The organism is Enterobacter cloacae complex sp. 677-3DZ2D5B, assembly GCF_004136695.1.
In the GTDB taxonomy this organism is placed as follows: Bacteria; Pseudomonadota; Gammaproteobacteria; order Enterobacterales; family Enterobacteriaceae; genus Enterobacter; species Enterobacter hormaechei_C.
In genome coordinates this window covers 1-12,636 of sequence record NZ_QFLS01000023.1, presented here as the reverse complement: position 1 = coordinate 12,636, position 12,636 = coordinate 1, and the positions used below count along the sequence as shown (strand labels likewise).

At 53.0% G+C, this 12,636-nt stretch carries 14 protein-coding genes; all 14 read left to right on the top strand.

Annotated elements, in window-relative coordinates:
• The first annotated feature begins 204 nt into the window (after positions 1-204).
• Positions 205-876, top strand: a complete 672-nt coding sequence (locus DD597_RS23760; protein ID WP_022650066.1) for a hypothetical protein — start codon at positions 205-207, stop codon at positions 874-876.
• Between the two features lie 21 nt (positions 877-897).
• Positions 898-1,524 (top strand): hypothetical protein, encoded by a 627-nt coding sequence (locus tag DD597_RS23755; protein ID WP_022650067.1) that lies wholly within the window; start codon positions 898-900, stop codon positions 1,522-1,524.
• Positions 1,525-1,597: 73 nt separating this feature from the next.
• A complete protein-coding gene (locus DD597_RS23750; RefSeq protein ID WP_129256645.1) occupies positions 1,598-2,104 on the top strand; it encodes a hypothetical protein in 507 nt (168 codons plus the stop codon).
• Between the two features lie 14 nt (positions 2,105-2,118).
• Positions 2,119-3,216 (top strand): toxin co-regulated pilus biosynthesis Q family protein, encoded by a 1,098-nt coding sequence (locus tag DD597_RS23745; RefSeq protein WP_032623573.1) that lies wholly within the window; start codon positions 2,119-2,121, stop codon positions 3,214-3,216.
• Positions 3,216-3,653 carry a type IV pilus biogenesis protein PilM gene (gene pilM / locus DD597_RS23740; protein ID WP_022649971.1) on the top strand — a complete coding sequence of 146 codons (438 nt, stop codon included), beginning with the start codon at positions 3,216-3,218 and terminating at the stop codon, positions 3,651-3,653. Before DD597_RS23745 ends, pilM begins: the two co-directional genes overlap by 1 nt.
• A 14-nt stretch (positions 3,654-3,667) precedes the next feature.
• On the top strand, positions 3,668-5,344 hold the full coding sequence (locus DD597_RS23735; protein WP_022649972.1) for a PilN family type IVB pilus formation outer membrane protein: 1,677 nt from the start codon (positions 3,668-3,670) through the stop codon (positions 5,342-5,344).
• A gap of 1 nt (position 5,345) precedes the next feature.
• The gene (pilO2, locus tag DD597_RS23730) at positions 5,346-6,650 is read left to right on the top strand and encodes a type 4b pilus protein PilO2 (protein ID WP_022649973.1); all 1,305 of its coding nucleotides are present in this window, start codon (positions 5,346-5,348) and stop codon (positions 6,648-6,650) included.
• Positions 6,634-7,149 carry a type IV pilus biogenesis protein PilP gene (gene pilP, locus DD597_RS23725; RefSeq protein ID WP_022649974.1) on the top strand — a complete coding sequence of 172 codons (516 nt, stop codon included), beginning with the start codon at positions 6,634-6,636 and terminating at the stop codon, positions 7,147-7,149. The genes pilO2 and pilP overlap by 17 nt, the downstream gene beginning before the upstream one ends.
• A gap of 2 nt (positions 7,150-7,151) precedes the next feature.
• Positions 7,152-8,711 carry a GspE/PulE family protein gene (locus DD597_RS23720; protein WP_022649975.1) on the top strand — a complete coding sequence of 520 codons (1,560 nt, stop codon included), beginning with the start codon at positions 7,152-7,154 and terminating at the stop codon, positions 8,709-8,711.
• Positions 8,704-9,798 (top strand): type II secretion system F family protein, encoded by a 1,095-nt coding sequence (locus DD597_RS23715; RefSeq protein WP_032623575.1) that lies wholly within the window; start codon positions 8,704-8,706, stop codon positions 9,796-9,798. Before DD597_RS23720 ends, DD597_RS23715 begins: the two co-directional genes overlap by 8 nt.
• Before the next feature lie 13 nt (positions 9,799-9,811).
• Complete coding sequence (locus tag DD597_RS23710) at positions 9,812-10,426, top strand: type 4 pilus major pilin (protein ID WP_022649977.1); 615 nt, start codon at positions 9,812-9,814, stop codon at positions 10,424-10,426.
• An 84-nt stretch (positions 10,427-10,510) separates the two neighbouring features.
• Entirely contained in the window at positions 10,511-10,993 is a 483-nt protein-coding gene (locus tag DD597_RS23705) for a lytic transglycosylase domain-containing protein (RefSeq protein WP_045261878.1), read from the top strand.
• Entirely contained in the window at positions 10,978-11,652 is a 675-nt protein-coding gene (locus DD597_RS23700) for a prepilin peptidase (RefSeq protein ID WP_022649979.1), read from the top strand. The genes DD597_RS23705 and DD597_RS23700 overlap by 16 nt, the downstream gene beginning before the upstream one ends.
• Positions 11,649-12,636: shufflon system plasmid conjugative transfer pilus tip adhesin PilV (gene pilV / locus DD597_RS23695; RefSeq protein ID WP_032623576.1), on the top strand; the 988-nt coding region annotated here is incomplete at its 3' end. The genes DD597_RS23700 and pilV, both read left to right, overlap by 4 nt.

The following is a 12,636-nucleotide window of genomic DNA, read 5'->3' as shown; positions in this document are numbered from 1 at the left end:
TCAAACCAGTTTTACACCATCCCTTTAGTTTCCCCCGTTCACGGGGGCTTTTTTTCACCGTTTTCCGGCAATGACGTCTGGGCTGGCCCTGCCCAATGAACACCCTCTGTTCCTGTAGCCAGCCTGCTTTCAGGCTTCTTTCATTCTGGCGGAATGAAGGTACAGACGTCATTGCCAGAAACCGGAACCAGAGAGAGACAAACCATGCAATCCACCCAGGAACAGGTCAGCCATCTCTTGTGGTGCATTCTCGTAGCCTTACGTACGGCAGTCGAAAACCATCACATAACCTCAGAGCGTGGCAAACGTAGATTCATCACAGAATGGCTAAGCGGAGCACGAAGAATACCAACATTCAAAGGGATGAGTAGCGAGTTTATGACTATCCGGCAGTTGCTCGAAAACGAACGAAATCGTCCCATTGATGACGTCCTGACTGCGCTCTGGACCAACGCTGTTTCAACCGGGAACTGTGATCTGTTTCGTTTTCGGGCAGTTCTTAATTCACTTCTCGGCCTTGGCTGGAAGCACTGCCTTTGCCCCTGGCCTGAGCAGGTTGTAACTGAAATCATGGAACGCCAGCGAAATCGTAAGAACCACATCCTACAGTTCACCCGTATGGAAGAAGCATTTACCGCGACAGGCTCAATGGCTTCCCCCGTCACGCTTCAACTCCTCCTGAAAAAAAATGAAGATGATGAGGTAGAAAAGTCTTTCTATCTCGATCGTTTCTCTGTTGTCCGTGGCCGCGATATCTCACTACCCAAAGCCACTCTTCGCACACTCTATATCGGACATCACACACTGCCGGAGTCAGCATGGGGTGCCCGTGAAGGCGTCCGCTACGGAGATGTATGGCGCCCTGACCTTCATTAATCTTTTTGCCGAGGCTTAATCATGAAAACGCATACATTGGGCGTGCTATGTTCCCTGCTGGCGTTATATGGCTGCAACGGAGCTACTACTTCAAACCAGGCTCATCACCGTAATGAAATCGGGCAGTATCAGAAAAACGAAACTGCATACATTCCTGTCAGAGCCAGTATTTACGAGCTTTCCACTCCCGTAACGCCTGAACTAAAGGAATTGCTTGAACAGCCAGGTGCAAAAATATCTTTAAGACCGGTCAGCGCTTCACTGGGAGACGAACTCACGGAACTGGTCGCTAAAGGGGACGTCAGACTGCTCTACGATATGTCAGGAGTCACAACCAACAACAAGGCATTACTTTTCTCTGTTTCAAATTACTCCGCTCAACAACACGCAACGACAGGGGAGAAGAAGAAAGAAAATGTCGTGGATGATCTCTCATTAGTGATAACGCCGGCTCTTTCCGCAGACTCTGCATTAATGCAGATGACCGTAGAGCTTTCCCGGACCACTGGCAGCTCAAAAAATGAATATTCCCGTTACGCTATCAACTTCCGACAACTTCTCAGATTAAAAGGTGGACAGAAGCTCAGTGTTGCTCTTCCCCTCAATGACGAAACGAACCGCCTCATTATCATCTCTCAAAAAACATAACCGTCCCGACTCGTCACTTCCTGCTCCCTTTCATACCTGTATTTCACTAACAACTAACTCCGGAGTAAAAAACATGAAACATATTACCCTTGCCGTATTGCCGCTTATCCTGAGCGCCTGCTCATCCTCACAGCCCGATCAGCGTATTGACATTACTCACGGCAAACCAGCCTCTGTCCAAAAAGTGGTTTCTCTCAGGATGGATGCGCCGCTCAGCCAACCTGTTACTTTCGACAACTCAGACAGCGTACGCTATGTAAATTCGGTCACTACGGAAAATGGGAAAATCGTCAGTAAGGAATACCGCACTCTCTCTTATGGAACCACGGTCAGGGCTGTCGTCAGCGATGCAGGGGATGACAAACAACTCGTTTCACTGGCGGTACGACACGCCTGCCATCCCGAATTATCAAAACTCTCAGCTGGCTCAGCCGAGGAAGGGATAGACCTGCCCTCGCAAAATTACATAACTCAACAGCAAAAAATTCTGATAGCGCGCGGAGACGATGTTCTGATCAGCGGTATCGGTTTTGACGCGAACTGTGCTTTTCCACGTATTACCGTTCACCCCACCGAATAACCCCGGGGATCATCATGAAAAAACTTGCCCTGCCCCTGTTAATACCGTCGCTGTTAAGCAGTTGCGCGGGATTTAATAACCGTAACATTGCTCCTGACACACCTGCGCTCGTGTTTGTCGACGGCCAGATCAGCGATAGTGCCGATATCATTACACAGACACAGCGGCGAATTGCGCCTCCGGCGGCCACTCCCGTTCCCGTACGCCAGCCGACATCTGTAGCGGTAACATCGCAGACCTCCCCGCTGCCGCAACCAACAATGATGGCCTCCTCCGCAAAACAAGTCAGCTCAGTGAGCCCCATCATGAATCCAGCGCTGCCGGCACTCACATTTACCGGCACACCAGGTCCCGTTGCCGTTCTGTCATTATCACAGGTGCGTAACCTCACTTTCGAACAGTGGGTCAGGCGCATCATTCCGACTGGCTGGACGCTGAACTATGAGAATGCCCTGCGACCTGTACTGAATACCCGTATCGTCTCGGTCGACACCAATGACCAGTGGACCAGGGTGCTCAACCGTCTGCTGACAGAGCAATCCATCCAGGGTCAGCTGGACTGGGATCGTCATGCCGTCACATTGCAGCGAAAGGGGCAAACCGCTCAGATGACCGTCCCTGCACTGTCCACTGGAAACCTCCCTGCGCCGCCACAGGCGTCTGGCGCGCCGAGAAATCCGTTCAGCGGACCGGAGGTGACCCAACCCATACCGACGGCAGCGGTTAAAACCAGCACATCCTCTGTAACAACAAAACCGATGAAGGCACCAACAGCGGTAGTTAAAGCACAACCAGCCACCGGGGAACCAGTCGCACCTGTGGTTCAGGGTAAAACCTGGCTGGCGCCATCGGGAACGACTCTTCGGGAAATGTTGATGAAATGGGCGCAGGATACCCGCTGTGAATCAGGCGCATCATCGCACTGGACGGTTATCTGGCCAGTATCCGTGACGGATTATCGGCTTGACGCACCACTGACCTTCCGCGGCTCATTTGAAACCATGCTCGGTCAGATGTTCGACCTTTACCGTTCAGCACAGAAACCGCTTTATGCTGAAGCTTCCCGCATGCAGTGCGTGGTATCTGTCACAGACACTCCGGCAGGTCGGTGATGGGCTGGGTCATACTGGCAATCAGCATGATATTTTTCCTGATTGTCGGTGATATAGATTCGCAACAAAATCAGACCAGCCGGACTGCAATACAGACGCAGAGCGGCCAGCTTTATGCCTCCCAGATCCTGACTATCGCCAACCGCGTTAACGACTGGCGTTACAAAACTGGCCAAACGAATGGCACAGTTCCAGTTGACCAGCTGGGTCTTCCCTTTACTCCCGACGCCCGGATCCAGTACCGGTTACTTCAGAGTAGATTGTGGGTCTGGATGCCGGAACAAGCTGGACTCGTTGATGCCTTACGGGCACAGAGTCGCGGTTCGGCACTCATCGGCACCATGAGAAGCGGCCAGTTAATCTGGCTTTCCGGTCTGGCCACCGGGCTCACGGCTCCACAGGGCGTTCCTGAAGGCGCTGTGGTTTACCTCAACTAATCCGGATTTCCCCCATGAAGAAAACCCTTTTGCGGCGCCTGCTGATGGCGTCCTGCTTTGCCATGCTCGCAGGTTGTACCTTCTCTGAAATCAACAAAATGCAGACTAAGGCACAATCTGACGCCACGGTAGCCCGCGCACAGGCACAGCTCCCGCGAACACAACATCAACAACCACTGACCTGGACGGAGCGTCAGTGGATTAATCCGAGTCCTATCCCGGTCGCCGTTCGTGAACGGAACCACCAGGCTCCGTCATGTAATATCACCCAGGCAAAAAATACTATTACGCTACAGGAACTGGCACAACGCATCACCGCGCTGTGTGGAACCCCCGTTATTTTTACTCCTGACGCCCTTGATATCAGCCAGAGCAGCGTCAGTACCGGCGTCACACGCCAGATGAGTGGCACACTACCACCACCTGATGACAGCGGTCGGACGCCACTGGCCAGTCTGGGGGGCGTAACTTCTTTGCCGACTGGAGGAACCAGCCAGCCCCTGAACCTTACCGGACTGATGTGGCAGGGAGACCTGGGCGGACTTCTGGATCTGATGGCCAGCCGTAGCGGTCTCTACTGGCGAATGGATAATGGAACTATCGTGTTCTATCTGATGGAAACCCGGACCTATTCGCTGGCCATGCTGAACACTAAAACGTCCAGCACGTCGAGCGTCAGCTCAGGGACGACCAGCAGTATGGGAGCCACCAGTGGTACAGATAACTCCGCCTCCGGCGAATCCACAACCTCCCAGAGCACAACCACGGGGCAGGAATACGATTTGTATGCTGATCTGCGAAAAGCTGTGGAGTCGATGCTGACCCCGAACAAAGGTCGCTACTGGCTGTCCTCCTCCAGCTCATCACTGATTGTGACAGACACGCCGTCAGTACAGGCCGCTGTGGCCCGTTATGTGAACGAGCAAAATCTCATCATGAACAGACAGGTAGCCCTGAATGTTGAAGTCCTGAGCGTCGGTAACTCACGAAACGAAGATTTCCGGATTGACTGGAACCTGGTGTACAAGTCACTGCACTCTGCTGGCGCCACGCTTAACAACGCGACAGGGGATCTCACTGGTGGTATTTCTGCCGGCGCGTCCATTCTTGATACCGCTACTGGTAATGCCGCGAAGTTTGCTGGCTCCAGCCTTCTGCTGAAAGCATTGTCAGAACAGGGCGATGTCAGCGTCGTCACTTCTCAGTCCAGTACCGTGACTAACCTGACGCCCGTGCCTATTCAGATGGCAGATCAGACGGTCTATGTAGCGCAGTCGGCTACAACGACAACCACCGATGTCGGCGCCACCACAACGCTGACGCCTGGGATGATCACCACCGGTTTCAACATGACCCTGTTACCGTTGATTCAGGAAACAGGTAACGTTCAGCTACAGGTAAACTTCAACCTGTCAGATCCACCGACCATCCGTAACTTCACGTCAAAAGACGGGAACTCTTACATCGAGATGCCATATACCAAACTGCGCTCTCTGAGCCAGAAGGCAAATCTCCGGGCCGGGCAATCGCTGATCCTCACTGGTTTTGATCAGAACAATACCTCCGTCAATAAATCCGGCACCTTTACGCCAGGGAACCCGCTCCTGGGCGGAAGTCAGTCAGGTAAAAACGAACGGACCACTCTGGTCATCGTGATCACACCGACATTCCCGCAAAGTTCCGGAGGCTGAAATGAAGGATGAGGATTACCTGTTTACAATCCGGGATGGAAAATCCCGCAGCCGTTACTGGCTGGCGGGGATGGACTGGGCGCCAACGGAAAGACAAAAATTTCGGCTGCCGCCATTTCAACCAATAAAATCACGTTCCGGAAGAACAGACGGCATCGGCGTCCACACCTCAACAGGACAGTTCAATAAACGGGACACAGGGCAATCAGTCGCTGGGAGTGGCAGATTGCCCGTCCGTCATCGCCGTCACCAGCTCTTTTCGCTGGCACTCGCGTTCTGTGCCAGCACACGAAATGGATACGGCATTTATCGGTTGAGTAGTACCGACTTCGTGTTTCTGGCCAGTATTAATGGTGTGCCTGCCGTCACTGCCGATAAAACAGGGAGTGCGGACAAAATGCAGGGGCTGCTGACACTGTTCCTGAGCATGAACGAACCGCCCCCAGAAGGCTGGGTCTGTCTGGCATCAGTGGAAAACCCCCTTGATGCTAACAGCCTCTTTGCCGGACTATCTGCACGCAGGCGACAGCAATGCCGTGTGCATGTAGATGGACTCCGGAGGCAGCGCTGGTTACTGGCTTGCGCGATACTGCTGCTCAGCACAGGCGCCATTGCCTGGTGGCAGACGGCCACACCACCGGAGGAACCGGTACTCACCGCTGAAGAAATACAGGCCAGGGCGCGCGCAATGTTCGCCAGTCAGGCAAAACCTAAGGTTTTGCCTCATCCCTGGGCACGCGAGGTAACAGCCCAGGCTCTGATTGATGATTGTCAGAGAAAGACCGATCCGGCGCTACATGTTCTGGGGAGCTGGAAACTGGCATCCGGGACCTGTTCTCCTGACGGTATAACCCTTTTGTACCAGATTATGCCCGGTGGCACAGTCGAGGGGTTTCTCGCTCGCAGTCAGGAAGTCTTCGGTGTCACGCCAGTATTCAATCTTAAGGAGGGGGGGCGGGAAGCCCGAATTTCATTACCGCCCCCGGACAGACCACTCAGGGATGAAGCAGTGCCTGACAGTTCATTGCAGCTCATCCGCATCCTATCCTGGTTCCAGCGTCAGCAAATCACACTCAACATCACCGATGTAGCCATGCCTCCAGTCCTGCCGGGGTCGAACGGAGAACCGCCTCCTGTGCAGGACTGGCAGGAATACGCGTTTAGTTTTTCCGCGCCCCTCCCCGCCATCATCTTATTCGACGGTCTGGATGAAACTGGTATCCGACTTACCCGTTTAACATTCGAGCTGAACGGAAGTGCGTTCAGCTATACCACTGAAGGTAAAATTTATGCGTCAGCAAAGTAAATTTCTTCGGCAGGCGACACTCTGGCTCCTGCTGCCAATATTCGGGCCTTTACCCGTTCAGGCCTCTCAGTCCACGAACCAGCAGGTATCACCGCCAGCAGGGAACGTGATACCCGGTGTGACAAAGGGACAGCTTGAACAGCTGCATATCCGAAACGTCATTCTTCAGGCAGAAGTTCAGGGCGCGCAACTGCAGCGCCAGCTTGAGGAAAATCAATCCAGCGTCGGCACTCCTGCCACCGCTCTTCCCGGTGCCTCCTTCGGCGATACTTCACTGCCTGGCCAGCCTGCACGTCCGGTTACTGTGAGTAATCGCCCTGTCGTGCTGGAGATTAACGGCCGCGATAAAAACCTCCGCGCCACACTACAACTGCAATCAGGACTGTCATTGGTCGTATCACCCGGAAGCCGTATTCCAGGAATGGAGAGCACAGTCAAAAGCATTACCTTAGCCGGAGTCACACTCAGCGATGGCACACTGCTTGCCTTTGGGGACTAACCATGAGCGCTATTACTGCAGAATCTCTTCTGCTGTTTGATGACGGTGACAGGAAAGAAATCCTCATTGATACCAACCAGCGAGTCGACCCAGGTGTACAGGCCGCGCTGATGGACTTAATGAACAAACATCCGGGGATCAAACATCGGTTTGTCACTCTCTCAGACTTACGAGAGGCGCGAAAAAAGCAGGAAGCTCAACCTCAGGCCAGCGATAAGACAGGATTAACTCTGGCAGACCTGGATGGAGACAGCAGCCAAAGTGAACAACGGATCCTGAACTATTTTTCAGTGGCCAAAAAGCTCGGTTCCTCAGATATTCACTTTCTCATTTCAGATTCACTCTTCCAGGTCAAAATGCGCGTCCACGGCTATTTGCATGTGGTGGATGAACGTCGGCGGGAGGAAGGTATATCCCTCTGTGCCACCTGTATTCTCTCGATGTCGGATGTGTCAGAAACCAGCTTCTACCCACACCGGGAACAGGATGCACGACTCTCCCCGGCAATGATGCGGAAAATAGGTCTGTTTGGTGCCCGCTACAGTCACCGCCCAACTGGCGATGGGCTGATTGCGGTTATGCGACTTATTCCGGATGACGGTAACAACGTACCTGACTTCCTGCAACTGGGTTATCTACCCGAACAAATCAAGCTGCTTAAACGCATGATTGACCGACCTGAAGGTAAGATCATCCTCTCGGGGCCAACTGGTTCCGGTAAATCCACCACGCTCCGTACCGCCTGCCGTGAATATCTGGATACCAACCCCGGGCAACACCTTCTGACCATCGAAGACCCACTTGAGGGGCAGGTCGTGGGAGCTGTTCAGACGCCAATCATCTGCGACAAATCAGATGAGGAAGCAGTACGTATCGCCTGGGGAAAAGCTATCTCGTCAGCGCTGCGACTGGATCCGGACGCCATTATGGAGGGTGAAATGCGTGACCTTGTCTCGATGCTGGCCACCATTTATGCCGCCCAGACCGGACACCTGGTGATGACAACCCTGCACACAAACTCAGCACTCGGCATCCCGGAGCGTATGGTTACGCTCGGTGTTAACGAAAATCTGTTGTGTGATGCCCAGCTTTTAATCGGATTAATCAGTCAGCGTCTGGTACCCACACTATGTCCGGAATGCCGTATATCCTGGCAGGATAAGGTCAACACCTTAAGTGACGAGGAAAAGAACTGGCTGGAGAAATACTGCAATATTGAAGGCGTCTGCTCGACCGACAGGCTCTATTTCCATAACCCGGACGGGTGTGAAGCATGCACACAGGTAGTGGAGATCAACGGCCAGGTGCGTGGCAAAGTCGGTCAGGGTATCAGGGGACGTACCGTCATTGCCGAGGTTATCGAGACCAATAACCGTCTTTTTAAGCTGCTGAAAACTGACGGCAAGGTTGCGGCTCGCCAGTTCTGGATAAACAACATGCAGGGGATCAGCCGTGTCCGGCACGTTCTGCATAAAATCAACGAGGGGCTGGTCGACCCGCTGATGGCCAACCGGATCATTCCACTCGATGAAGATGAACGTCTGGAGGTGGATGATGCGTGAAATGCACTTCCTGAAACGACTCCGATATAACCTGGTCCGTAAGACGTTCAGCGGTCAGTATCGTGTTCAGTTCTATGATGCGCTGCGGTTTCTGATTGAAAACCGACAGAAACTAAAGCCTTCACTGGAGAAAATGCGCAATGCATGGACGAACTTCGGCCAGAACTGGCATCCCTACGTTGAGCTGACGGACGACTGTATTGATGCGTTAAGGGAAAACAGCGGCGAAAAAACGCTGGAGCGCACCCTCACCCGGTGGCTACCTGCCGCAGAAGCTTCCGTTATAAGCGCCGGCATACGCAGTGAGTCACTTCCACGCTCACTAAGATACGCCTGTGCCCTGACCCACGCGGGTAAGCGTATTCGCGCAGCTGTATGGCAGATGGCCATCTATCCGATTGGTTTTGCCATCATGTTGTCCAGTTCCATCTATGTACTGAATGCCGAACTACTTCCTACGCTGACAGAAATCAGCCCGCCAGAGAACTGGACCGGGGCGCTAGGGTTTCTTTACGGGATCTCAGTGTATTTCAGTGAGTATGGAGTGATAACCGGCATCGCCGCCACCGCTTTAATTATCTGGACGGTCTGGTCACTCCCGCGCTGGCATCGCCCTGACAGGCTTCGTCGTATATTCGACGGGCTGATGCCATGGTCGGTTTATAAGGATATTCAGGGCGCGACCTTCCTGTTGAATATCGGTGCACTGCTACAGTCCGGCGTAAGAACCAAAGACGCGCTGGAGATCCTGCTGGAAACGGCATCCCCCTGGCTTGCTGTGCGTATTGATGCGATTACCGAACATGTGCGTGAAGGTAAACATTTCGGACTGGCCCTGAAGGACTGTGGTTACGATTTTCCGTCGCAGGAAGCGGCCAACTTCCTCTCCCTTTTGCAGGGTGATGGAGACGATGAAATCATCATTAACTACGGACAGCGCTGGCTTGAACAAACCCTGGAGCGCGTAGCAAAGCGCGCTGTTGTAATCCGCGGACTCATGTTCCTGGCAATGATCCTGATGCTTCTGCTTCTGGTCCTTGTCGTTATGGATATTAATGCCCTTAACAGCTCGTCGGGCTCTTTTTAAATGAGGAAACATCATGCAATTTAATTCTGAACCAACTTCTCAGCCATACAAACCAACTAAGGCGCTTTCGCAACACCGCGGCTGGGGCTTCCTGGAGCAGGGCAGCATCGCGCTAATCGTACTGGTCGTCATCGGGATCGTCCTGGCGGGATACTTCGCCCTCAAAAATAACGTCAACGTAGGTAAGGAGTCGTCGAACATTCAGTCGCTCATCACAAGCACCCAGAACATGATGAAAGGAGGAGATGGATACACATTCACTTCCGGTGCCAAAATGATGGGCTCGCTTATCCAGATGAAACTTCAGCCTAAAAGTATGACTGTACGTGGTACCCCCTCTTCCGGCACCGCCACGCTTTATAATGGATGGGGTGGAGCCGTGACACTGTCACCTGTCACAGTCTCCGGGTTCTCAAATGGATTCTCTTTGACCTACGAAATGGTTCCTCAGGGTGCCTGCGTCTCGCTCGTCACAGCACTCAGTCGCGCCAAAATTGCTGATGCGATCACCATCAACTCCACGGCGCACAGTGATGGGGTTGTGACAACTGAAGAAGCCAGCGCGCAATGCACAGCTGACAATGGCAGCACAGGTACCAACAAGCTGATCTTCACGATGAACAGCTAAGGAGACAACATGCGGAGAGAACGCATTCTCTCCTGCCGCCTGGTAATGACGCTGCTCATTCTGTCCTTTTCCTCCGGCCCATTGATGGCCAGCACGAACTCCCCGCCTGCGACTTTTGATGCCTGCTTTAACAATGCCGGTGCCCGATACCAGATCGAGCCACTGCTGCTTAAGGCAGTGGCCAAAGGGGAGTCTTCGTTCCGTCCATGGGTCACAAACACCAACCGGGATAAAAAGGGTAATCCGGTCAGCACGGACTATGGGTTGATGCAGATTAACTCAACCCATGTTCCTAAGCTCGTCCGGATGGGTGTCATCCAGGGGGCAGAAGACCTGCTGAAGCGCCCCTGTCTGAACATTCAGATAGGGGCGTGGATCCTGGCCAGCCACTTTCAGGTATGTGGTGTGACCTGGAATTGCCTCGGGTCTTACAACGCTGGATTCCGTAAGGATCGGCACGAAACCCGTGAGCAATATGCCAACCGTATCTGGGGGTTCTATCTGGAGCTGAAAGGTCTTCGAGTCTGTCGACAGGTGAAAGGAAAGCGAATATGCGAACCATCATAGTTACGAGTCTGACGACAGCATGGAGTCTGCCGTTACTACTGGGGTTCGCAATCATTGGCAGAGTCCTGATGTGCCGCGTGCTCGAATTTCTGGAGGAGCACCCGATAAACGTTAAGGAACAGAAAACAACCTTGACGGCAGGGATTTGGTTCTTCGCTACTTTCAGTATGATCGCTGCCCTTGCACCGGTTCCTGTTGCTGATCGGGCAGCTGCCATAGTGATGATGGCCTTCCTTCTTCAGGCCGGGAGCACAGACGCAGTCAGTGGATATCTGCCACGAACCTTCACAGTACGGCTGTTACTTGGGGGATTGCTCTGGGGAGCAGCATCAGACGTTTCAGTTGAAAGTATATCTACACAACTGGCGGAGATCGCAGCAACAGTCAGTCTGATGGCACTACTGAGTGTCCTGGTAAACCGGGGCACTCAGCGTCTGGGTCAGGGGGATTTATGGCTGATAACTGGCCTGACTGCCTGGATGGGTGGGAAAGATGCTGCACTGGTCACTCTGTTTGGAGCAGCAGCCTTTGTTCTCTGGCTGCTAACCTGGAATGTATCGGGGAAAAAAGAGGGACCGCTGGGACCCTGGCTTTGTCTTAGCGGGAGTATTTTCCAGCTCACTCTTCTGTATCAACCTGTATGGATATCGATTCTATGAAAAAGCATGATCGTGGCTGGGCAAATCTTGATGTCGCTCTGTCGCTCCTTGTTGTGATGGCAATGGCCGTCTTTGGACTCACTAAATACAAGGACTGGCAACAGGAGAAAAACTGGCAGGTTGAAGCAGCCCATATCAGTACCTACGCAGCAGCTGCGCGTGGCTACGTCGGGCGAAACTATGCCACGCTGTTAAGTGCAACCAGCACTACCGCGCCGACAGTGATCACCACAGCCATGCTTAAAAATACCGGTTTTCTGCCGTCCGGTTTTACCGAAACAAACAGCCAGGGTCAGCGTATGAACACGTACCTGGTCAGAAACGGGCAAAACACGGAATTGTTGCAGGGAATGGTGGTATCAAGCGGTGGAAGTGTATATCCGGCCAAAGCATTGAGGCTGATATCGAGGGACATCAAAACCGGATTCGGAGGATACATCGATGACGGTAAAACTGCCACCGGTGCCTTGCGGACTTGGAAAATCCCGCTGAGTAGCTACGGAGCTACTTCCGGAAATGGACATATCGTCGTGCTCCTCTCAACAGATGAGTTATCTGGTGCACAGGAGGATAACGACAGGTTGTACCGTTTTCAGGTTAATGGCCGCCCCGACCTGAATAAAATGCACACAGCAATAGACATGGGGGGAAATAATCTGAACAGCGTCGGTACCATTAATGGTAAGACAGGAACATTCAGCGGAAATGTGAGTGGTTTAAATGGTATTTTTTCCCAGAATATTACAGCGGGAGCACAGGTAAAAGGAGCTACAGTCCGTGCTGACAGTGACATCAGCGCCGGACGCAATATTACGGCAACAAACGAGGTCTCTGGTGCCACAGTTAAAGCAACAGGCAACCTTTCAGCTGGCGGTGTTTTGCAACTGGGTCAGGTAAACGTTGCAGGTATAGCCTGTTATCCGAATGGGCTGATAAGCCGTGATGCCAGTGGTGGCGTACTTTCCTGTCAATCCGGTGTGTGGA